Source organism: Lactobacillus sp. ESL0261 (assembly GCF_003693025.1).
Classification (GTDB): Bacteria; Bacillota; Bacilli; order Lactobacillales; family Lactobacillaceae; genus Lactobacillus; species Lactobacillus kullabergensis.
Genome location: NZ_REHN01000006.1, coordinates 287,222 through 310,846, shown reverse-complemented (window position 1 = coordinate 310,846; position 23,625 = coordinate 287,222). Strand labels below are relative to the sequence as shown.

Annotated in this window: 22 protein-coding genes; 2 read left to right on the top strand and 20 right to left on the bottom strand. The window is 35.4% G+C overall.

Annotation, left to right across the window (positions count from 1 at the left end; all coding sequences use genetic code 11):
* Positions 1-25 precede the first annotated feature (25 nt).
* From F5ESL0261_RS04875 to F5ESL0261_RS04835, 9 genes are all read right to left on the bottom strand, one after another.
* On the bottom strand, positions 26-745 hold the full coding sequence (locus F5ESL0261_RS04875) for a pseudouridine synthase (protein WP_122052364.1): 720 nt from the start codon (positions 743-745) through the stop codon (positions 26-28).
* Positions 745-1,353: an SMC-Scp complex subunit ScpB gene (gene scpB / locus F5ESL0261_RS04870; RefSeq protein WP_045928047.1), complete on the bottom strand. Its 609-nt coding sequence runs from the start codon at positions 1,351-1,353 to the stop codon at positions 745-747. The genes F5ESL0261_RS04875 and scpB overlap by 1 nt, the downstream gene beginning before the upstream one ends.
* Positions 1,343-2,080 carry a ScpA family protein gene (locus F5ESL0261_RS04865; RefSeq protein ID WP_122052363.1) on the bottom strand — a complete coding sequence of 246 codons (738 nt, stop codon included), beginning with the start codon at positions 2,078-2,080 and terminating at the stop codon, positions 1,343-1,345. Before F5ESL0261_RS04865 ends, scpB begins: the two co-directional genes overlap by 11 nt.
* The gene (locus F5ESL0261_RS04860) at positions 2,077-2,436 is read right to left on the bottom strand and encodes a reductase (protein WP_109586249.1); all 360 of its coding nucleotides are present in this window, start codon (positions 2,434-2,436) and stop codon (positions 2,077-2,079) included. The genes F5ESL0261_RS04865 and F5ESL0261_RS04860 overlap by 4 nt, the downstream gene beginning before the upstream one ends.
* 9 nt (positions 2,437-2,445) lie before the next feature.
* Positions 2,446-3,345: a site-specific tyrosine recombinase XerD gene (gene xerD, locus F5ESL0261_RS04855; RefSeq protein ID WP_122052362.1), complete on the bottom strand. Its 900-nt coding sequence runs from the start codon at positions 3,343-3,345 to the stop codon at positions 2,446-2,448.
* Positions 3,338-4,225, bottom strand: a complete 888-nt coding sequence (locus F5ESL0261_RS04850; protein WP_122052361.1) for a S1 RNA-binding domain-containing protein — start codon at positions 4,223-4,225, stop codon at positions 3,338-3,340. Before F5ESL0261_RS04850 ends, xerD begins: the two co-directional genes overlap by 8 nt.
* Before the next feature lie 162 nt (positions 4,226-4,387).
* Positions 4,388-6,157 carry a pyruvate kinase gene (gene pyk / locus F5ESL0261_RS04845; RefSeq protein ID WP_122052360.1) on the bottom strand — a complete coding sequence of 590 codons (1,770 nt, stop codon included), beginning with the start codon at positions 6,155-6,157 and terminating at the stop codon, positions 4,388-4,390.
* A 29-nt stretch (positions 6,158-6,186) separates the two neighbouring features.
* Positions 6,187-7,146 carry a 6-phosphofructokinase gene (gene pfkA / locus F5ESL0261_RS04840; RefSeq protein WP_122052359.1) on the bottom strand — a complete coding sequence of 320 codons (960 nt, stop codon included), beginning with the start codon at positions 7,144-7,146 and terminating at the stop codon, positions 6,187-6,189.
* Positions 7,147-7,310: 164 nt separating this feature from the next.
* Positions 7,311-10,451: a DNA polymerase III subunit alpha gene (locus F5ESL0261_RS04835; protein WP_122052358.1), complete on the bottom strand. Its 3,141-nt coding sequence runs from the start codon at positions 10,449-10,451 to the stop codon at positions 7,311-7,313.
* 106 nt (positions 10,452-10,557) lie between these two features.
* Between F5ESL0261_RS04835 and F5ESL0261_RS04830 the strand changes: the two genes are divergently transcribed.
* Positions 10,558-10,764 carry a YjzD family protein gene (locus F5ESL0261_RS04830; protein ID WP_034979269.1) on the top strand — a complete coding sequence of 69 codons (207 nt, stop codon included), beginning with the start codon at positions 10,558-10,560 and terminating at the stop codon, positions 10,762-10,764.
* A gap of 39 nt (positions 10,765-10,803) precedes the next feature.
* On the opposite strand, the gene F5ESL0261_RS04825 is transcribed toward F5ESL0261_RS04830, so the two are convergent.
* From F5ESL0261_RS04825 to uvrC, 8 genes are all read right to left on the bottom strand, one after another.
* Positions 10,804-12,351, bottom strand: a complete 1,548-nt coding sequence (locus tag F5ESL0261_RS04825; protein WP_122052357.1) for a bifunctional UDP-sugar hydrolase/5'-nucleotidase — start codon at positions 12,349-12,351, stop codon at positions 10,804-10,806.
* 80 nt (positions 12,352-12,431) lie between these two features.
* A complete protein-coding gene (gene rpmF, locus F5ESL0261_RS04820; protein WP_122052356.1) occupies positions 12,432-12,623 on the bottom strand; it encodes a 50S ribosomal protein L32 in 192 nt (63 codons plus the stop codon).
* Positions 12,624-12,732: 109 nt separating this feature from the next.
* Positions 12,733-12,954, bottom strand: a complete 222-nt coding sequence (locus F5ESL0261_RS04815; RefSeq protein ID WP_034979276.1) for a lipopolysaccharide assembly protein LapA domain-containing protein — start codon at positions 12,952-12,954, stop codon at positions 12,733-12,735.
* Between the two features lie 8 nt (positions 12,955-12,962).
* The gene (locus F5ESL0261_RS04810) at positions 12,963-13,757 is read right to left on the bottom strand and encodes an SDR family oxidoreductase (protein WP_122052355.1); all 795 of its coding nucleotides are present in this window, start codon (positions 13,755-13,757) and stop codon (positions 12,963-12,965) included.
* Complete coding sequence (gene rnz, locus F5ESL0261_RS04805) at positions 13,750-14,691, bottom strand: ribonuclease Z (protein ID WP_122052354.1); 942 nt, start codon at positions 14,689-14,691, stop codon at positions 13,750-13,752. Before rnz ends, F5ESL0261_RS04810 begins: the two co-directional genes overlap by 8 nt.
* Before the next feature lie 11 nt (positions 14,692-14,702).
* Positions 14,703-16,622: an acyltransferase family protein gene (locus tag F5ESL0261_RS04800; RefSeq protein ID WP_122052353.1), complete on the bottom strand. Its 1,920-nt coding sequence runs from the start codon at positions 16,620-16,622 to the stop codon at positions 14,703-14,705.
* Between the two features lie 21 nt (positions 16,623-16,643).
* A complete protein-coding gene (gene obgE, locus F5ESL0261_RS04795; protein WP_122052352.1) occupies positions 16,644-17,948 on the bottom strand; it encodes a GTPase ObgE in 1,305 nt (434 codons plus the stop codon).
* A 76-nt stretch (positions 17,949-18,024) separates the two neighbouring features.
* Positions 18,025-19,827: an excinuclease ABC subunit UvrC gene (gene uvrC / locus F5ESL0261_RS04790; RefSeq protein ID WP_045928034.1), complete on the bottom strand. Its 1,803-nt coding sequence runs from the start codon at positions 19,825-19,827 to the stop codon at positions 18,025-18,027.
* A gap of 205 nt (positions 19,828-20,032) precedes the next feature.
* Between uvrC and F5ESL0261_RS10265 the strand changes: the two genes are divergently transcribed.
* Positions 20,033-20,161, top strand: a complete 129-nt coding sequence (locus F5ESL0261_RS10265; protein WP_255409678.1) for an SPJ_0845 family protein — start codon at positions 20,033-20,035, stop codon at positions 20,159-20,161.
* Positions 20,162-20,200: 39 nt separating this feature from the next.
* Here the strand turns inward: F5ESL0261_RS10265 and yihA are convergent, their stop codons facing one another.
* The 3 genes from yihA to tig form a co-directional block, all read right to left on the bottom strand.
* Entirely contained in the window at positions 20,201-20,785 is a 585-nt protein-coding gene (gene yihA / locus F5ESL0261_RS04785) for a ribosome biogenesis GTP-binding protein YihA/YsxC (RefSeq protein WP_122052351.1), read from the bottom strand.
* Positions 20,775-22,052, bottom strand: a complete 1,278-nt coding sequence (gene clpX / locus F5ESL0261_RS04780; RefSeq protein WP_045928032.1) for an ATP-dependent Clp protease ATP-binding subunit ClpX — start codon at positions 22,050-22,052, stop codon at positions 20,775-20,777. The genes yihA and clpX overlap by 11 nt, the downstream gene beginning before the upstream one ends.
* A gap of 122 nt (positions 22,053-22,174) precedes the next feature.
* A complete protein-coding gene (gene tig / locus F5ESL0261_RS04775) occupies positions 22,175-23,500 on the bottom strand; it encodes a trigger factor (protein ID WP_122052350.1) in 1,326 nt (441 codons plus the stop codon).
* Between the last annotated feature and the right edge of the window lie 125 nt (positions 23,501-23,625).

The window sequence follows — 23,625 nt, the reverse complement described above, 5'->3', positions numbered from 1 at the left end:
TATTTATCAAATTTCACATACTATACTAATCTACGTTTTTTAATCTGTCAACTTCTTCATGAGACAATTCTCGGTACGTTCCTGAAATAAGAGAGTCAAGTGTAAGAAAAGCGTATTTCTCGCGTGCTAATTTTTTCTCCTGGTGGTGAACTGCCTTGAACATTCTTTTTACTTGATGATATTGACCTTCATGAATTGTCAATTGCACTATTTGATTGTCCTTTTTACGATCAGTCCTAATAACCTTAACTTTTGCAGGAGCACAGCGATGACGATCAATTTTAACTCCATGCTTCAGCTGACTGATTTCATCAGGCGTCAAAATGCCAGAAATCTTGGCAACATAAACCTTGGCTACATTGTTTCGCGGATGCATCAATAAATTGGCCAGTTCACCATCATTAGTCATTAAAAGTAATCCAGAAGTATCATAGTCTAGTCTGCCGATTGGATATAGTCGATAAGGCAAATCTTTAAAATAATCGACAACTGTTTTTCTCCCCTTATCATCATTTGCAGTTGAGACCACTCCTCTAGGCTTGTAAAAGAGATAAGTATGCAAACTTTCTCTTTCAATGGGCTCACCATCAACCGTAATATTACTAAAAGTATCCACTTTAGTACCCAGTTTAGTTACTACATTGCCATCAACAGTGACTCGACCTTCAGAAATCATTTTTTCAGCCTTGCGCCTGGAAGCAATTCCTGCCTCAGCAATTACCTTTTGCAACCGTTCTAAAACCATTATTTTGCTCCTTTTTGAGTTTTTGCAATATTTTTATCAGCTTGTCCTTTAGCTGCAAACAAATCTATTTCACCTTCACTATTAATGCTATCATCTTCGAAATCTTCTATTAATGGTAAATCAGCCAAACTTTGGTACCCAAAGTATTGCAAAAAATACTCACTTGTTACATATAAATTAGGATGACCCGGCGCATCTTTTTTTCCATTAATTTTAACTAATCCACGCCAGATTAAAGTTTGCAGAGCCCCAGATGAATTTACGCCTCTGATGTCATCTATCTCTACACGTGTAATTGGTTGCCGATAAGCAATAATAGATAGTATTTCCAATGCCGATTGACTTAAGCTCTTTGATAAATCTTTTTGAAAAAAATTTTCGATTGTTTTACTAACTTCTGGTCTAGTTGTCAATTTGTAAACATCATTAAGATGTTGGATTTGTAATCCTGAATCAGGATTTTTTTGTAATTTTTCTCGTAAATTTTTGCTTATTTCTCGCAATGCAGGTTTGCCAACCTGCAAAAGTTCGCATAAGTTGCTGCTTTCAATGCCATTATCGCCGGCAACATATAATAACGCTTCTAACTGCGCCATTTTACTTATCATTACTACCAACTCTTTCCAAGTTCAGGTCACCAAACATCCTCTTTTGTTTTACCCGAATTTTCTGTTTTTTACAAAGTTCAAGCAGTGCAAGGAACATACCAATAACATCAGATAAAGTTTTCATTTTTTGACAACAGGCAAAAAAACTTAACCGCTTGTTTCGTGCCAATTCCTCTTGCAAGAAAGTACTCATTTCTTTGACGGAAGTTTCCTTTACTTCAACTGAAACAATATCAGGCTGTCTGATTTTCAGTCTTTGTAAAATAATAATAAAAGTATTAGCTAATTCAGTAGAAGTAATTTGTCCTTTTGGCAAAGGCTGAATTTTTTTGCTTTCTGGAGCACTTTCCTCTTTAGCAGCAGTAATTGGGACTTCCTCATTGCGCTTTTTGAAGTATGCTGAAACTTTTTTAAAAACCGAGTAAGTAATAAGCTGCTGTACTAATTCATCTCTTGGATCCTCTTGTTCATCATTTTCTTCAGTAAAATCATTTTGCGGAAGAAGAGATTGAGACTTAATTCGCAAAAGCATCGATGACATAACAAAATATTCTCCTGCAATTTTCAAATTAAGTTTTTGCATTTGGTGCAAATAAGCTAGATATTGGCTTGTAATCTGAGCTATTGGAATGTCATAAATATCAATTTTTTGCACTTTTATTAAATGCAATAGCAGATCCAAAGGGCCTTCAAAGTTAGGCAGTTCAAGGGTAAGGTTATCACTCATTTTTCTGTATCCTTTTTTAGATACTTAATTAAATAAATATATTCAGGAACAGCCGTAATAACTTTGCTGGGATTATTTTGTGCCAACTCTTGAACGGCTCTAGCTTCGTACTTAACTTTACGATAATCAGGAGCAAAAGAAATATAACGAATGATTACAAAATGTTTACTTGATTGTGTACCTACCACCCCTATAAAATTAGGAGCCTTGGAACGATAGAGATATAAGCAAAACTCGGCACTACTTTTATTTAATTGAATTTCATCCTTGAGATTAGCCAGATTTTTAAAATCAGATAGATAAGATAATAAGCCCATAGCTACCTTTTCTTTATCATTTTTACATTCAATTAGCATTTAACCACCTTATGTTCGAGGATGCGTTTTTTCGTAAACTTGTAAAATATGTTTTTGGGACAAATTTGTATAAATTTGAGTTGTACTAATATCTGAATGTCCCAAAATTTCTTGGACAACACGTAAATCTGCCCCATTTTCCAATAAATGTGTTGCAAAAGTATGTCTTAAAGTATGTGGAGTAACATTTTTTTGAATACCAGCCATTTTACAATAATGCTTAATAATTTGCCAAACGGCTTGTCTTGTTAAAGAGCCTCCCCTGCTATTAAGAAAAATAAAATCAGTGTTTTTGCCAATTTTTAATATTAATGGATCACGAACTTTTTCCTTATAGCTGTCTATCCAACTTAAAGCTACTTCGCTAATTGGAATTAATCGCTCTTTTGATCCCTTGCCAAAAACTTTGACCAGTTTCAGTTCTTCATGCAAATCAGTAAACTTGAGATTAATTAATTCGCTTACTCTAATCCCAGTTGCATACAAAGTTTCAAGTAAGGCTCTATCACGCAAACCCAACTGCTTTTTAGTATCAGGTTGTTCAAGCAAATTATTAACTTCATTAACTGTCAAAGCGACTGGCAAAGTACGACGCTTTTTAGGTGAATCTATTTCAAGCATTGGATTGAGCTTTTGAATATTCTGTCTTACCAGCCACTGGTAGAACTTACGCAAACTAGTAATTAAGCGGCTAATAGAACTTGTGGCCTTTTTTTGATCGCGTTGTTCTGCCAAAAAAGCATCGATGTCAACAGCTTGAGTAGGCCAGGAAGTTAAATTTTCCTTTTGTAGAAAACTTATAAATGAAGTTAGATCCTGTCTGTATGCTGTAATTGTGTTATTACTCAGGCCACGTTCAACCTGACTATATCTTAAATAATCTTCAACTTGTTCTGATAAATTAGTCATTTTGGGCATCTTCTGGATCTTTTAATAATGAGATGGAACCAGCATCTTTGTCTTCTTTTATGTATTTAGCTTTAAGTAAGTGTCCTAAAGCTCTCTTAAAGGCCGATTTAGAAATACCAAAATAATTTTTAATCTCCTGTGCGTCAGATTTATCGTAAAAAGGCAAAGTCTTATCTTTCTTCCTGCGCAAACTCATTAAAATCATTTGTGCATCATCATCAATTTCTTCAAAAGCTCGTGGCAGAGTACTCAAATTCAAGCGACCATATTGGCTGATACCAATCACCCTGCCTCTGAATTGCTCCCCCAAACGCAAGGGACGTGCCATTTGTGATGGATGAACGAAACCTAAATAATACTCTTTGGTGATTATAAATGCACCTACTTCACGGGCAGAATATACAGTACCAAAAATATCTTTATTCTTCATGTCATTGGGAAAATGAGCTGCCAACTGTTCAAAAATATTCTCATCCGCCAGTTTTGCCCAAATACGATTTTTTTCATCTGTTTCAAGGTGAACCAAAACCTGATCTTCAGGTTGGGGCCAACGCTCTTTGTCATAAGGCAAGTCGTCCATTGAAATTACAACATCTTTATCTGGCAAGCCAATATCGACAAAAACACCTAAATTATATTTTACTTCGGTAACTTTGCTCCAGCCATATTGGTCTTTTTGAGCAAAAGGTAAAAACTGCGTCATTTCACGATTATGCTGCTTATCATCGTATAAAAATCCCTTGATTTGATCTCCGAGCTGTGGCTTTTCTTCCTGTGTGATTTCTTTTCTTTTAAGTTCATAAGTAATGCCGTCGATTTGAACAAAAAAAGATTCTTCGTTTTGATCTATTATTTTTCCAGTTGCAATTGTGCCAAGCATGATTTTTCTCCTAAATCTAGAATGGGATCTGATAACAAGTATATCATTTTAAAGGAACAAATTGACATTAGTCAATCTAAATTTACCATTCGTTTGCCTAAATTTTATAACAAACAAAAATAGCCAGTAACAATCACTGGCTATTTTGATTCTTGTTTTTAATTAAAGATTTGAAACTTCGCCTTGATAAATAGCACCACGACGAGCATCAACAGTAATTGTAATGCCGCTGCCAATCTTTTCTGTTGCATCAGTAACTCCAACTACAACTGGAATTCCTAATGATAAACCGACAACAGCAGCGTGTGAAGTCAAACCTGATGCTTCCACAACTAAGCCTGAAGCCTTCTTAATTGCAGGCATGTAATCAGGATCAGTAGTTCTGGCAACCATGATATCTCCCTCTTTAACCTTGCTAATAGCTTCTTCAGCACTGTTAACAACGACTGTTTTACCAACAACAGAGCCATTACCAACGCCAAGTCCCTGAGCTAGCTTGCTGCCGATAATCTGTAGTTTCATCAAATTGGTTGTGCCTGAGTCGCCAACGGGTACACCAGCAACGATAATGACAAGATCGCCATCTTTAACGTAGCCTTGTTCTTTGGCAACTTTAGCTGCTAGATCAAACATATCATCAGTAGAATTTGGTTTATCAGTCAGTAAAGGCTGAACACCCCAAGAAATACCAAGTGAGTGTTGGATCTTTTCATCAAAAGTTAAAGCCAAAATATTTGCATTCGGACGGTACTTGGAAATCATTCTCGCAGTATAGCCAGAATTAGTAGCCGTAATAATAGTCTTAACGCCTAATTCTTGTGCTGTCCGCACAACAGATTCACCAATAGCTTCAGTAACGTTTGAACCTTTGTATTCTTCAAATCTTTGCAGAGCTAGAGTATTACGCTTAAGAAGTTCTTGTTCAGTTCTTTCATCAATTTCAGCCATGGCAGAAACAGATTTAACTGGGTACAAACCGTTTGCGGATTCACCAGAAAGCATAGTGGCATCAGTACCATCAAGAACTGCATTGGCAACATCAGAAACTTCAGCACGAGTTGGACGAGGATTTTCTTGCATTGAGTCAAGCATTTGCGTAGCAGTAATTACTGGCTTACCAAGTGCGTTTGCCCTCTTGATTAAATCTTTTTGAACAAATGGCACATCAATAAACGGAATTTCGACACCCATGTCACCACGAGCAACCATCAAGCCATCTGAAACCTGTAAAATTTCATCTGCATTATCAATACCTTCTTGTGATTCAATCTTAGGATAAATCTTAACATAATCACAGCCAGCATCTTCACAAAGCTTACGGATATCAAGAATATCTTGTGCCTTACGCGCAAACGAAGCAAAGATAAAGTTAATACCATGGGCTAAACCAAATTTGATGTCATCAGTATCTTTTTCAGTAATTCCTGGGAGGCGAATTTCGACGCCAGGTGCATTAACACCCTTCTTAGAACCGATAACACCCGTATTTTGAGCTTCACAAACTAATTCTTTCTTTTCTTCGTCTTTTTCTTTAATTAATAAGTCAACTAAACCATCATCAATTAAAACGTGACCACCAACGTGAGTATCACCATAAAGACCCTCGTAAGTAACGTGAATCATGTCCTTGTTACCAGGCTTAGAATCATCCATCGATACTCGAATTTGATCTCCTGTATTAATGGTAAACTTGCCACCTTCTTGATCAGTGGTTCTAATCTCAGCACCTTTGGTATCCAATGCTATACCAAGTACTAAACCAGTTTCTTTTTCAACTTGGCGAACCATTTTCATCCGTGATAGATGTTCAGCGTGGTCACCATGTGAAAAGTTGAAACGAAAAACATTTACGCCTGACTTAGCCAAAGCTGTAATAGTTTCAATATCATTTGAAGCTGGCCCTAAGGTACTAACAATTTTAGTTTTCTTCATTATGTAAAATTCTCCTCAAAATCGACTAATTATTTAGTCATTTCTTCATTTATATCAATTAACGATTCTTCACTAGCATGTTTTTCATCAAAAAGATCAAGAATATCATGGGTTTCCAATTTTCCATTCTCCATGCCGACAGCTAAACCGCCTTTACCGTCAAGAAGTAACTTAACCGCATAATTTCCCATCTTTGTAGCATTAATCCTATCGGTAACCGTGGGCGCACCACCACGCTGCATATGACCAATAACATTTGCCCTGCAATCGAATTCGCCGTATTTTAAAAGTTCAGCTCTAAAATCAGCAGCATCCATGACACCTTCGGCTAATATGATAATGCCATTATCTTTGCCATCTTTAAAACCGCGCTTTAATCTTTCAGCAATTGCTTTAATGTCATAACTTCTTTCTGGAACAACAATCGCATCTGCACCACTTGCTAAACCTACACGCATAGCAATGTCACCACAATTGCGTCCCATCACATTAACGACAAAAACACGATGATGACTGCTGGCAGTATCACGAATTCTATCGATAGCTTGCATAGCTGTATTGCAGGCAGTATCAAGTCCAATAGTATACTCAGTGTAGGGAATATCATTATCGATGGTTCCTGGCAAACCAATTGAGTTAATCCCCAAACGAGTTAATGCCAGTGCACCATGATAAGAACCATCACCACCGATAACAATTACAGTATCAATGTCATGCTTTTTTAACTGTTCCACCCCTTTTTCTTGCACTTCTTTTTGTGCAAACTCAGGGTAACGGGCACTATAAAGAAAAGTACCGCCCATGTTGATCATATGATCAACATTTTCAGCAGTCAAAGTAACAAAGTCACCTGCTACAAGCCCGGCATAACCATAACGAATACCAACAACGCCAAGTCCGTGATGAATAGCAGTTTTTGTAACAGCCCTAACAGCTGCATTCATGCCAGGAGCATCGCCACCGCTCGTTAAAATTCCAATTCGCTTCATGAATTCACCTCATCAAGATTTATTGTGTAATTTCTCACATCCACTAAATTTTAACATTCTTTCACGAAAAAATCTCACAAAAAATGATTAAAGTTCTTGATTTGACAGTCTTTTTCGATGTTAGCGTTAACATCAGCTGTTTGTTCACGCTTACTCAAAAAACTCTACTCTTTTAAATTTACAACTTTTAAATTAGTTAAAATATATTGTTTTTTACTTGAGTCGAAACGATCATTTTGAACTTTAACGCCTAATAAATAAATATTACCCTCCTTTAAATTCGATTGAATTTTATCATAAACATGAGGAAAAATTACAATATCCTGCTTACTGGTGGTGTCAGCAAAACTGCCAAAAGCCATTGTTTGACCCTTTTTGGTCCTCACAAGTTTTAATGACATAAGTTTGCCGACAGCTATTCCACCTTCATGAATTTGAAACTCATTTAATGATTTAGCATTAAACTTCTGAGCATATTTTTGAACGGTAATTAATGGAGAAGTGAGTGTAGAAAAGCCTAAAGTTTTTTCTTCCATCAAAGCCATTTCTTGTTTGCTAGGTTCTTTAGCGGGCTTAATGGGAACACCACCTAGCCCTTCTGATAAAGCGAGATTTTCCCCTGTCAATTTAACATTTTCAATTATTTCAGGACAATTCTGTAATAATTCGTTCCGATTTTTGTTAAGCTTGTCAAAACATCCCGATTTGATTAAAGATTCAACCACATTCGTAATGCTATTAGCTTTAATAAATTTGACATCAATCTGACGTAAAAAATTGCTAAGAGAATCAAAAGGTTTCGCTTGACGCTTTGCAATTATTTCTTTAAGAAAATCTATTCTAACCCCTTTAATTGCACGTAATCCAACTAAAATACGCCCATCAATTACTTGATAAGCTAAATCACTTTTGTTAATGTCAGGTGGCAAAATTTTTACGCCATCCTCTTGAGCGCGCATTATATATTCATTCGCCTTATTTTGATTGCCAATATTAGAATTAAGCATAGAGGCATAAAATTCAGCTGGATAATGAACTTGTAAGTATGCGAGCCAAAATGCGATCATCGTATACGCAACGGCATGTGAACGGTTGAAACCATAATTGGCAAATTGCTCAATATAGTCATATACACGGGTCGCAACCTGAACAGTCCTGCCGTTTTTTACTGCACCGTTGATAAATTTAGATTTTTCCTGTTCAATAACCTTTTGATCTTTTTTTGACATTGCTCTGCGTAAAATGTCGGCTTCTCCTAAAGAAAAGCCAGCCAGAACTCGTGCAGTTTGCATAACTTGTTCTTGGTAAACCAAAACACCATATGTTGAAGACAAAATTGGTTTTAAGCTAGGATCAGGGTATGTGACTTTCTGTATGCCTTTCTTGCGTGCAATAAAAGTTTTGATATTCTGCATTGGACCCGGACGATAAAGTGCATTGACTGCTACCAAATCTTCAAAATTATCTGGATGCAATTCACGCAGAACATTGCGAATTCCACCTGATTCAAATTGAAAGACGAGTTCCGTCTCACCCTTTTGAAAAATACTTAAAGTAGCCGGATCATCTAGGGGGATCTGATTAACATCGATCTTTTTTCCTTGCTCGCGAATCATTTTCTCCGTATCACCAAGAATAGTTAAATTTCTTAAGCCTAAAAAATCTATCTTTAATAATCCTAGTGATTCTACATATTTTTTTGTTTGCTGAGTTATCGGTATTCCCAATTGTCCTGATTGCAAGCCGGCAATGGCGGCAATAGAATTATCGCTAAGAACTAAACCAGCAGCATGGATTGAATAGTGGCGTGGCAGGCCTTCTAATCCACTTGCCGTTTCATAAAGCAACTTGTTCACGTCATTTGCATTCACCAGCATTTGCATTTTTTTGGATTCTTTATAAGCCTGAGCCAGACTTATTTTGCCTTTTGCGAAAGGTACGCTTTTAGACCACTCACTTAATTGCATTTCTTGAAGACCAAATACTCTGCCAGTATCACGCAAAACTTGCTTAGCTGCCAAAGTCCCAAATGTGAGAATCTGAGCAGCATGATCCATGCCGTATTTATTAAACATATATTTTATGACATCATCACGACGATTATCCGGTATATCCAAATCAATATCTGGCATTTCGTGTCTGGCAGGATTTAAAAAACGCTCAAATAGCAAGTTATATTTAATTGGATCAACCTCAGTGATATTTAAAGAATAGGAAACTAACGAGCCACAAGCTGATCCTCTGCCGGGGCCCATAGCAATTCCAACTCGATGGCAATAGTTTACAACATCCCAAACAATCAAAAAGTAATCGTTAAAGCCCATTTGATCTATTACTTGTAATTCATAATTTAGCTGTTTTTGATAATCAGAGGTAACTTTACGTTGACCAAAACGATTTTGTAAACCCTTTTTAGCCAAAAATTGTAGAAAATCCTTGGAAGTTGAATATTGATCCTGCTTATATTTCGGCAAAACTGGAGTTTGAAATATAATTTTAGCATTGCATATAGAAGCGATTTTTTCTGTGTTTTCTAAAGCCTCATCTAAACCCAGTTTATGGTAGCGTTCGCTCAATTCCTCAATAGCAGGCAAATAATGAGAACCAGATTGTTTAGCTAAATCTGTGATATCTTGCAAAACTTCACCTTTTTTTATAGCTTGTAAAGTTTTACGTAAAAACTGATCGCGAGGTTTTAAATAACAGGTATCCTCAACGCTAACTAGTGGTAAATCAAACTGTTTTGATAGCGCTCTGACATATTGTATGTAATTTTTTTGTCTTTCACTGCCATAAACTCCGATATATAAGGAACTAGATTTAGGTATTATGCTAATTAAATGACGCAAAAAATCTGTTCCTAAACTTTCATTCTGCATCTGCAAGTTTAATAACTCACTATGCAAATTTGCCGGTATAATAAATATCAAATCATTTAAATCCTTGGTCAAATCCGCAATAGTTAAAATTTTTTGCTTATTACTGTTGTCTGTCAAAAGGTTAATTCTACTTGATAAACGCAAGATATTTCGATAACCCTCATCAGTCTTTGCTAAAGCGATAAGATCATATTGGTGAGCACTGTCAATTAATCCACTTAGCCTTAATTGCATCCCTAAAAGTGGTTTAATCCCAACTTTTTGGGCCATTTCAAAAAAATTAACTAATCCATAGGTTACGTTAATATCAGTTAAGCCTACAGCTTCATAACCTAATTCCTTTGCAGTAGTCAGCAAATCTTTAATTTTTATCGGACTATCTAAAAGGGTAAAAGAGCTAAGGTTTTGCAATGCAGCGTATTTCATATTCAGTTCACCTTCCATATAAATAAGTATACCAAAAAGCCGTCTTTTGGATTGAAAACGCGCATAATATTTGTTAAAATTCAAAGGTATGAAAGAAGGAAACGCTATGGGTCGTTATATCGTAACTATTTGCTGGAGCGTTGTTTACATGTTAATTGTAGGTTTTATTGCCGCTCCTCTAACCCAACATGTTTTTAATCTAAGTGAAGCTGCTATTGTTGGTTTGATTTTTGGTCTGTTATTTGCAGCTATTATCCCCACAATCACGGCACATTCTCATAAAGACAAAAGTAAGTATTCTAAACTTAAGTAAATAAAAAAGTCATTAGTTCTCACCTAATGACTTTTTTATTTACTTAAAACTATAATTGTGTGACAAATTAATCTTTGGATGATTTTTAGTCAAAAATTCTTTGAACATTTCCACATAATCTTTCTCCAGAATTTTTTCAATCTTATTAATATTGTAATCAGGGTAGAAGCCACCGCCCATAGCACGATAATTATTAACGGCCAAACGATACTTTTTTTGCTCTAAAATTGGTTGTCCGTTTAATTCAAACTTAGTTAAGCGACTCCCAACAGGTCTCAGAACATCCGCTTCATAATTAAGCGGGTAAAAAACATCAAAATTAAAAAGCTGATTGCGATACTGAGGGTCAAACATAATTTTGCCCCTTTTATCCTTAATTAAAAATTTTAGTGAATATTCGACAATATTACGTAGTTCTTTCCCGGTTACTTTAACTATACATAATTGATTAGCAAAAGGATAATTTAGCAAAATATCACGCATTGAAACATTTTTATTAAATCCTTGAGCTGTTTCACTCATCAAAGCTGTTGCTGAGACATCAGCCTTTGTAAAGTACAGTTGCATATCCTGCAATAAATTAATAAACGGTGAACCCTTAATTCTAGCTTCATCTGCATTTAAAATAAGAGCAGGTTCATCTAAATAAGCAATTGGTTGGTCAAGCCATTTTTGTGCCTTCTGTTCCAGTGACAAACTGGAAGCATTAATTTCACAATCAGATTCATAGTTTTGAGCGTCAATCAATTCAGTAGATATTGCTTTTATTTCCTTGCTTCGCTGGTCGATATTCAACACTATTTTACCAACAGATTCTCCGCGATAACCTGGTTGTACAATGGCAGTTTCATGGTCTACGATATTTAGTCTTCGATGCTGATGCCCTGTCAGCATTACATCAATATCAGGAATTTCCTGTAAAATACGATATCCTTCATTTTCTCCTGTTTGTGGCTCCTTGCGTGTTCCTGTGTGAAGATCTGCTTCAAAACCGCCATGATAAAGCACAGCCAAGACATCGACTTTAGGTCTTAAAAAAGCTGCTATTTGCTTAACCTGCTCAAAAGCAGATTTAAATTTTAATACCGCAACGTGGTCTGCTGGCTCCCAAAACGGTACCCGTTGTGTAGTAATACCAATAATTCCCACCTTTATACCGTTTTTATTGATAATGATATAATCTTGTCCAAAGGCCGGCAAATCATTTTTTTCAGCCAATATATTGCTATTTAAAAAAGTAGCTTTACTATAAGTTAAATATTTTTTTAAATAGCTTAATCCAAAATTAAAGTCATGATTGCCTAAACATCTGACATCATACTTGATGAGATTATAGAAATCTGCAAATGCTTTTAAATTGGCATCACTATTCGACTCATGTACATAAGCCGCTAAAGGCGAGCCTTGAAGACAGTCACCTGAATCGGTCACAATTACATTTTCAGCACCATATTTATCTCGCTGCTGTTTTATTATGCTACTCAGTCTGCTTAATCCAAAAGGAGCAGCATAACTATTTTTTTCTTGATAGTCCGTGGGAAAAATAAAGCCATGAATATCACTTGAATGCAAGAATACGAGTTTCATTTCACCTTTTCCTCTTCCTAGACGGGGAATTGCCTAATTTTTAGAATAAAAAAAGACACCCGTTTTTTGGTGTCTTTTAATTATTGATTGTCATTTGAGTTAGTTTGACTAACAACTTGATGACCCTTGTAATATCCTTTAGGTGAAACGCGGTGGCTTAAGCGATATTCACCAGTGGTTGCATCATAATGCATTGCTGGTACAGTTAACTTAATATGACCACGACGTGAACGTTTCTTTTGCTTAGAAGTATGTCTTTTAGGAACTGCCATTTAACTGATCTCCTTTTTTGTAGAATTACGATTTTAGGTTACTTAAAAGTACCCAAAATACTTCACGTTTGTTAATGATACTATTGTATCCCAAATAAATCAAGCTATATTAGTTATTCTTGTCTTGATTATGACCATAAGAACCCCAAAAATAACCAATTAGAACTCCGATAATTATCATTAATACTAAAATAATGATCAAAGGTAATTTGAATTGAAATAAGCCAAAATTAATGGCAACATTATTCGTATTTAAAACAACGAAGATTACAGCTAGTAAGGTTAAAATCAATGTAAAGATGAGCTTAATCTGTTTTGTTTTACTTTTCATACTCTGCACTACTTTCTTGAGGCAAACTTCAGCGATAATTCATCGCCTATCGTTGGAAACAGGTTATATAATTTAGCCAAAATTGCCAAACTAACTGGTAAATTGAGCTCACGTTTATTACTACCGAAGAAATGAACCACTTGCCAGGCAACATCATCCGGATCCAGCACAAATTTTTGTACGCTTTCAACATAATGCCCACTCTTATCAGCAATATTAAAGAAATTTGTATAAACCGGCCCGGGATTAACCGTCATGACTTTAACTCCAAATGGTTTTAATTCCAAACGCAAAACATTCGAAAATTGAATAACGGCTGCTTTTGATGCACTGTAAGCGGCGGATTTTACAGTAGGAACTTTACCTGCAATTGAACCAATATTAATAATTTGCCCAGATTTTTGTTCCATCATTAATCGACCAACTAAGCGGCTAAAATACATCAATCCTAAAACATTAACTTGAAACATGGCTGTAACTTCACGACGGTTTGACTCTACAAAGTTTTCAAATTTGCCAAAGCCTGCGCAATTAACTAAATAGTCAACATGCTTAGTTAAATTAATAATTTTAGTAAAAGCAGCATCTATCTGATCACTTTGACTCATATCAGCCACTATTATGTAAGAGTTAGCCCCTGAAAGTTCGTGCGCCTCAGACGCTACCTTTTCTAACTTTGCTCTATTTCTGGCTATCAAAATAACTGTTGCTCCCCTGCCAGCACTTTCCAGTGCGATAGAATGGCCTATCCCACTTGAAGCACCTGTTATTACGACAACTTTATTTCTAAGGGAATCACTCATCTTTTTCTCCTTTCATAGGAATTACAATTCGATCGAAATCATTAGCTAATCTAGTATTCGCAAATATTTTCTGTGCCTGGTTTTCTAATTTTTTGGCTTTAGCACCTAAATATCTAGCAGAAATATGATTTAAATATAAACGCTTAACATTATTATCACGCGCAATCTTTGCTGCTTCAACTGCTGTAGAATGATAATATGAATGAGCTAAATCTGCCTCATTACCGGCAAAAGTAGATTCATGTACCAAAACATCCGCGTTCTGTGCTAATTGTGCTATTGCAGGAGTTGCACGCGTATCATAAATAATAGTAATAATTCTGCCTTTTTTGTTAGAACCCAAAAAGTCATTACCATCTAATATAGTACCATTATCTAGAACAATTTTTTCACCATTTTTAAGTTTACCAAGTAATGGCCCATTAGGTACACTATATTGCGCTAATTTGTCCATTAAAAGTTCTCCCGGTCGGTCATCCTCGACTACTCGATAACCAAAACTAGGTACCCTATGAGCTAATTTTTTTGCGTATACCTTAAAACCATTCCCATTAAAAATTAATCCACCATCTTCTAAGACAACGAATTTAATAGGATAGCTAATTTTTGTTCGTGAAATTTTTAAAGCTGTCCTAACAAACTGCTCTAAGCCAGCCGGTCCATATATAGTAATCGGACCCACATCTCCTTGAAATGATCGTGTTGCCAGTAATCCTGGCAAGCCGAAAATATGATCACCATGATTGTGAGAAATAAATATTTTTGTGACTTTACGCAATCTAATATTTGTTCGTAAAATTTGATGCTGTGTAGCTTCTCCAACATCAAACAACCAAATTTCATTGATTTCATCAAGCATTTTTAAAGCGATGCTTGACACATTACGTTTCTTTGAAGGTTGTCCTGCTCCAGTTCCTAAAAATTGTAACTCCATACTCTACCTATCTAATACTTCGCATTTTCAACTATTTTTTTAACAATTAAAGCACTGTAGTGCTTTGATCCTATTGGTGTCGGATGAGTTTTATCTTCATAAAACCAATTTGGATGATTCTTCGCATATGAGTACCAATTAATCACCATAAAATTATGATATTTTTTCGCTGCCTCATTTAATAAATTATTAACGTCATTTTGCCATGGCTTCGCCGGTACATATGTGTTTATCCAAAATACCTGTCTTTTATGTCCTAACTGCTTCATTAAATCATCTATATCAGACATTTTAAATGGACCATTAGTACCCAAACCTATTAATACATTTTTTCCTAAAACATTCTCATTCTGATAATGTTTTAATAAATCGAAGGAAACATTCAGTTGACGTGAAATAGCCGCATCAATCACAGCTTTAGGCATCAAATCTTTTAAATCATTGCTAGAACCGGCCATAACTGAATCGCCAATAGCCGTTAAATCAATTTTACGTGCCAATTGAATCTCAATTTGTGAAATACCAAATTGCTCAAAAGATTTTTTTATTGGATGTTGCTTGGCTGCTTGTTTAGCTTCCTTTATTAGTTTAGCCTTTTTTTGCTCTCTCGGACTAATTTTGTGGTATTCCTTAATTAACTTATTATTATCTTTTCTTTGTTGCTTACGATTTGCTCTGATTCTGCGCGCCAGTTGACTTTGATTGAAATTTTGGGCCTGTGCAGCAGGAGAAATTAAAATTGCAATGCTACCAGTTAAAAAAATCAAGCCTATAAGAATAGCCTTCACTTTTTGAAAATAATTTTTTGAATTCTTATCGCGAAGTTGTTGCAAATAATTTTTTGTTTTTTGTAAAGTTATTTTGCCCAATGGTTTTTCTACAGCTTTGTATGCAATCTCACTTAAAATAACTATCAAAATTAGTTCAATAAAGCGATAAAGCAAAACATGATCTGCCATATTGGAAACTTTATCCTCAAAAAAGATCATTACTGGAAACTGATAAAGATAAATTTCATAACTTCTCGAACCTATCCAATTAAAAACAGGATTCGTTAGCCATTTATTCCAGTGGCTCCCTGGATGTGCAATCACACCCACCAATATGGTTGTAAACAACGTGAACAAAAACATGCCGCCCAAATAGGTAAATGCATTCTCTGCATTCATTATTGGAGAAAGAAATAAAAATATTATTTCACAAAAAGAAATCAGACCAATAATATCTAATAAGATGGAATCATTGCGCTTGATATTGCTTTTCAATTTATTCAATGGCCAAATGACAGCCAGTGCAGCCCCTAAGCCTAAAGAAAAAAATCTAGTATCCGTACCATAATAAATACGATTAATATCAACACCAGTGGTAAACATTATTGCCATTTCAATTGCTGAAAGTATTGATAAAATTAGTAAAATGCTAAAAATATTTTTTCTCTTTTTGCCATATTTTACTAATAAGAAAATAACTAATGGCCACAGTATATAAAATTGCCCGTTAATTGACATTGTCCATAAATGGACAAATGGAGATTCGTTAGCGGCAAAACGTTCAAAATAGCTTTGACCATTTAAAATCTGCCAGAAATTATAAACATTAAGCAAGTTTGCCACAACTATTTGACTTAGTTTGGCAAGTAAATTCCGCTGAAATAAAACTATATACGCTGCAGAAATCCACAATACTGCAATTAATGGCGGATATAGTTTTTTAATTCTACTCCAATAAAACTTTTTTGTATTATAAAACCCATTTTCATCATACGCCTTGAGTATTTGGCATGTAACCAGGTAACCTGACAAAACAAAAAAAATCGGTACGCCAAGATATCCGCCAACAAAAGTATTAGGATCGAAGTGATAAAGAATCACTCCAATTACTGCCAAAGCTCTAAGTCCAGAATATCCTGTGATATATCGATTTTTTGTCATGTTTCAAAACTTTTCTATTTATTATTGGACAAATTCAAAGTTGAATGAGCCAATTATTACATCATCGCCGTCAACGGCTCCTTTTTTACGTAGAGCATCATCCACTCCTAGATTCTTAAGCTTCCGAGCTAATCTCATAACACCATCCTGATAATCAAGATTGGTTCGCTCCACTAATCTCTCCAGGTTTTCACCTTTAATCTCAAAAACATGATCTTCTAGTTTGGTGATAGTAAAATCATTCTTTTGACTTGCCTGATATTTATACTCTTTTACTTCTTGAACAGGTTCAGGCTTCTGCAATGCTCGTTCTTTTTCTACTTGCTCTACCACGGTTGCAGTATCTTGCATTAATTGTTCAATTCCTTTATGTGTCACACTTGAAATAGCATACACAGGCGTTTGGATTTTTTCCGTTTTCAAATCTTTCTTGAATTGTTTTAATTTTTCACTTGCACCGGAAATATCCATTTGAGTTGCGACAATTATCTCTTTTCTATCTTTTAGATTTTTATCATAAGTTAACAGTTCTTGACGAATTGTCTGGTAATCTCGGAGCGCATCCCGGCCATTAGCAGGATCCATCGCCACCAAATGCAAAATCACCTTTGTTCTTTCAATATGACGTAAAAATTGTATACCAAGACCTACGCCATGACTTGCTCCCTCAATCAAGCCAGGCAAATCAGCCATTGAAAAGTCACGACCATCGGGTAAAATAACCATACCCAAATTTGGCGTTAAAGTCGTAAAAGAATAAGCAGCTATCTTGGGCTTGGCTTTCGTGACGACTGATAACAATGTTGACTTACCAACGGAAGGAAAACCCACAAGGCCAACATCTGCTAAAACCTTTAGTTCTAGTCGTAATACTCGGTCTTCACCAGGTTCACCATTTTCAGCAATTTCAGGTGCGGTATTAACACTCGTTGCAAAGTGAATATTGCCTCGTCCACCTTTACCACCATGTGCTACAACCAGTTCTTGTTTATTTTCAGTTAGATCACCAATTTCTTCATTGGTATCAAAGTCATATACAGTCGTCCCTATTGGAACTTTAAGATATAAATCCTTAGCTCCTCGACCATATTGAGATTTTATGCGACCATCTTCACCATTTTCTGCCTTGAATTTACGGCGATACCGAAAGTCCATTAATGTTCTCAAGCCGCTATCAGCAACAAATATAATACTGCCGCCTCGTCCACCATCGCCACCGGCAGGACCACCATTAGGGACATATTTTTCATGGCGGAAAGCGACCATGCCGTCTCCGCCTTTACCAGCTTGGACTTCAATCTTAGTTTGATCGACAAATGTGGGCATATAAATTCTCCTTCCGTCTTTCTTAACTATATTACTATACCACAAAAGTTTGGACTATTATGGCAAAAATCAATATTTACAAGGTCAACTTAACTGTCTGAGCCTGAGGCAAGGTCAATCCTGCAGAACGTAATTCATCGATTGAGGCTTCTTTAATTTTTTTCAAAGAGCCAAATTTTCGTAAAAGCTTATTTCTGCTTTTCGGTCCGATCCCTTTAATTGAATCTAGCTTGCTCGATAAAGCATTTTTAGCATGAGTCCTTCTATGGAAGGTAATTGCAAAGCGGTGTACTTCGTCTTGAATTCTCGTCATTAAATAGAAACCTTGAGATTTCGGATTCAACGGTATTAGTTTCAATGGCACACCATTAATTGGATCTCCATATAAAAGGTGGTTGGTTCTGTGTTTGTTATCCTTGACCATACCAGCTACTGGAATATTAAGGTTCAGCTCATTGCGTAAAATATCTTCACAAGCATCTACCTGAATTTGACCACCATCCATCAAAATTAGATCTGGCATTGGTTTATGTTCCTTAAGTAGTCTGCTATATCTTCTACGAACAACTTCACGAGTATTACGAACCTCATCGCCACCATTCTGATGCTCAACTTCACCCTTTAGTTTATACTTACGATAAGAGTTTTTATCTGGTTCACCATCTTTAAAAACGACCAAAGCTGAAACCGGATCAGCTCCTTGAATATGAGAATGGTCAAAACTTTCAATAACATGACCATAAGGCAAACCTAAGGAATCAAAAATTTCTTTCTGTGCACCCTTTGTTTTTCTATTTCCTAATTCTAATAACCGAAACTTCTCATCAAGTTTGAGCTTTGCATTGTCTTTTGCCATATTTAATAAAGAGCGTTTTTGACCTCTTTTTGGCGTTCTCACAGGCACATGCAAGACTTCACTCAGAGCCTCATTGTCAATTTTGGCAGGTATTAAAACTTCTTTTGGCAGTATTCTATTCTTTTGCCCATAAAATTGAACAATAAAGGACGCAAACGTATCTTCTGGATCGTTAGTGTCTGTCAGTGGATACATTCTAGTCTCACTTCTAAGCAGCTTTGCTTGCCGTAAAAAGAAAATTTGAATAGCTATCCATGATTTATCAACATAAAAATTAAATATGTCACGCTGAGTATTGTCATTCGAAATAATTTTTTGCTTTTCGACAGTTTCTTCAATGTAATTAAGCTGATCACGAATTTCAGCTGCTCGCTCAAATTCAAGATTTTCAGATGCAGCTGTCATTTTTTCGTTAAGATCTTTCTTTACCCAACCTATATCACCGTTTAAAAAGCTCTTAATCTTTTTTATTTGTGCTTCATAGACTGATTTTGGTACTGTTTTAAAACATGCTCCCAAGCATTGTCCCATATGATAATACAAACAAGGCCTGCCTTGCTTGCCATGGCAACGTCTTAAAGGAAAAACTTTTTGAATAAACTTAAGCGTAGCCTGTGCAGCATAAACATTAGGATAAGGTCCAAAATAATAACCACCATCTTTTCTAATGATACTGGTTAATTTGGTTTGTGGATCACGTTCATTAGTAATTTCAATATATGGATAACCCGTTCCTTGTTTTAACTGCACATTGTAATAAGGCTGATATTTCTTAATAAGTGTAACTTCAAGCAAAAATGCTTCTTTATCAGTTGAAACGGTGATGATATCATAATCTCGAATATCTTCAACTAATTCCGCTCTTCTGCCAACTTGGGTACTTTTGAAATAGGAACGTACTCGACTCCTAAGATTTTTCGACTTGCCAACATAAATAACCTTGCCATTTACATCTTTCATTAAGTAACAGCCAGGCTTAGCTGGTAAAAGTTTTAATTTATTTTCAATCAGCTGAGTTGCCAAAAAATCACTCCCCCAAATTCGCTATCATATTTTAACATACAATTCATAGTTTTAAATTTGCTTTTGCTTAGTTATCACTTGATTATTAGAAAGTTAAAAATACCAGCTTTACATAATTATATTTATTTAAAGCTAGCAAATTATTGTATTCTCTGGCTTGAAGTCTTATTTTTTATTATAATAAAATCAGAAAGGAAAAATTATTATGGGGTTAACTTTTAAAAAACAAGATGAATTAGAAAAACTATTTGATAAATTTGCTACTGTACCTGATGACAAAAAGAAAAAATTGGCTAAAAACAAGGATAAAGTAGTTAAAGATAAAGACAATTAAAAATGGTTCTCATTTGAGAACCATTTTTTCTTGCAAATTTTACAGGTTTTGTTCAATCCATTGCCATACTTCTTGAACATGCAACTTTTGGACAGAACTAAAAGTAACAACATCAACGTTATCATGATTTAAATCAAGTTTTTGCTTCAATATAGCAAGCACTTGGTTTTGCTGACTTTTCTTAACTTTATCAATTTTAGTACAAACTACCAAAATAGGTATATTAAGATATAATGCATAATTATACATAGCTACATCATTTTTAGTAGGCTCATGTCTACCATCCACTAGGATAATTAATCCTTGTAAGTTTGCCCTGGTTTCAAGATAATCTTGAATCATATTACCAAACTGTTCACGTTTTTTTTGTGAAACTTTGGCGTAGCCATACCCTGGTACATCGACTAAATAAAAGGCATGATTTACTAAATAGAAATTAAGAGTTTGCGTTTTTCCTGGTTGTGCAGAGGTACGCGCCAAGTTTTTGCGATTCAATAACGTATTTATTAAACTCGACTTGCCCACATTAGAGCGACCAGAAAGTGCAACTTCAGGCAAATTATCAGTTGGATATTGATCCTCGCGTACAGCACTGATTGCATACGAACTATCTTTAATGATCATTAGCTGCCTTTATTTCTTCATTATTTTCCTGATCATCCTCTTTACGTCTTGTTACGTTTGGTTCGGCATTTTTTTCAATGACATCTTTAGTAACTTTAACGTTTTCAATATCGGGCTCACTAGGAGTTTTATACATAATGCCCATCATCGCATTTTCAATTATTGTCCGCAAGCCACGTGCTCCCATATTTCGTTCGATGGCTAAATCTGCAATAGCTTTTAAAGCATCTGGCGTAAATTCTAAGTTAACCTGATCAAGCGACATCAATTTTTTATATTGCTTTACCAGCGCGTTCTTAGGTTCAGTTAAAATTCTAACTAAATCATTTCTATCTAATTTATCTAAGGTAGCAATAATAGGAATACGCCCAATAAACTCTGGAATCAGTCCAAACTTGACCAAATCTCCTGTCGTTAAATGCTTAGTCCAAGAATCATCTTGCACTTTATTAAGCTCGTTTTCGGCACTAAAACCAATTACTTTTTTACCCAAACGGCTTTTGACAATTTGTTCGATACCATCGAAAGCTCCACCAACTATAAACAAAATGTTGGTGGTATCTATCTGTATTAATTCTTGCTGAGGGTGTTTACGACCACCTTGCGGTGGTACGGAAGCAATAGTACCTTCCAAAATTTTTAATAATGATTGCTGAACGCCTTCTCCAGAAACATCCCTGGTAATTGAAACATTTTCAGATTTTTTAGATATTTTATCTATTTCATCAATGTAAATGATTCCTCGCTCTGCGCGTTCTATGTCGTAATCTGCATTTTGTAACAATTTAAGTAAAATGTTTTCAACATCTTCTCCAACATACCCTGCCTCAGTTAAGGTAGTTGCATCAGCTATCGCAAATGGCACATCTAAAATGCGGGCCAAAGTTTGAGCCAAGTATGTTTTACCTGAACCTGTTGGTCCAATCAGAGCAATATTTGATTTTTGCAACTCAGTTGAAGAATCTACATCCATTTGCGTAACACGCTTATAATGATTATAAACTGCAACTGACAAAATCTTCTTTGCTCGCTCTTGACCAATAACATACTGATCAAGTTGCTTTTTGATTTCCATTGGCTTTGGCAAATCCTGTGCCTTTTTTAAAGAATCAGATTTTAACTCATCGTCAATAATTCTTTTTGAAAGATCTACACACTCATTACAAATATAAACCCCGTTGCCAGCAATCATCTTTTTAACTTGATCTTGTGTTTTATCACAAAAGGAACATTTAATTACCTCTTGATCAGTAAATTGTGAAGCCATTCTATTCCTCCTTGTATTTACAAGTCTAAGATTAGCATAAAATACGGGTGGTATATGAATTATATGCTTGTAAGAAATAAAAAGGCAGTACAACACCACCTTTTTACTCAGAATTTAAAACTCTACTTTTTATCAGACTTTTTTTCGTCTTTTTTAGTTTTAGATTTAGAAACTTGTTTTGCGTTGTCAGCGACAATATTAATAGCCTTACGTACATTGATATCATGTGAAAGCATGTCATCAGTCAGAGTGTTACGGACAGTTTTTTCATCCATATTATATTCACTAGCTAAGTCTTTTATCTCTTTGTCAATTTCTTCTTTAGTAGCTTTAATGCCTTCTTTTTTGACAATTGCTTCAAGTACCAGGTTAGTTTTAACTCTCTCTTCAGCATCCTTAGCAAATTGTGAGCGTAATTGATCTTCTGTAGTATTAGTTATCTTGTAATATGTTTCAGGACTGATTCCTTGACGTTGCATATTACCTAGATATTGATTCATTTGCGTGTTAATGTCTTCCTGAATCATAGCATTCGGAATTTCATCAATAGTAGCATTGGCAACAGCACTTTCAATTGCGGATTGCTCAATTTCGTCTTGTGCAGCTTCTTCTTTCTTCGCCTTAAGATCCTTCTTGATCTTTTCTTTTAAATCATCAAGAGTATCAACAGAATCATCAACATCTTTAGCAAATTCATCATCTAATTTAGGTAACTGCTTCGATTTAACTTCATGAATTTTGGTAGCAAAATGAGCTTCCTTACCTGCTAAATCTTTTGCACCATAATCTTCCGGAAAAGTTACGACTACGTCTACATCGTCTCCTGCCTTGTGACCTATTAATTGGTCTTCAAAACCAGGAATAAATGTATTGGAACCTAATTCAAGTGAATAATCATCTGCTGAACCACCATCAAAGGCCTTTCCATCTACTGTTCCTTTATAATCAATGGTAACTGTATCACCTTTAGCTGCAGCACTCTTCTTCAGTACTAACTCAGCGTTCTTTTCACGCTCTTCTTTTAATTTGGCTTCAACATCTTTGGCATATACTCGAGTGTTTTGTTTAGGAACTTCAACTCCCTTATATTCGCCAAGTTTTACCTCAGGTTGAACAGTGACTGTGGCTTTCATTTGCCAGTCTTTACCTTTTTCCATTGAAACCGGTAAAATTTGTGGTTGACCTACAGCCGCAATATCAGCTTCCTTAATCGCTGCTTCATAGGCATCTGGTAAAACAATATTCAAAGCATTTTCATATAGTGATTCTTCACCATAATATTGATCAAAAATCACACGAGAAACATGTCCTTTTCTAAAGCCAGGAACACGTAAGCTGTTCTTTACCCTTCTGAATGCTTGATCTAGCCCACGCTTTACATCAGCTTGGGGAATATCAAAAGTAAGTTCACCGGTAGTTTTATCGGTTTTATTCCATTTTACAGACATTAATTAAATACCTCCAATGTCAAGTTAAATTGCATCTTTACATACTAAATTATCTTACATTAAACGGTCGCAAAAAACAAACTTGGGCAAAAAAAAGATGTACTTCTATGAAGAAGTACATCTTT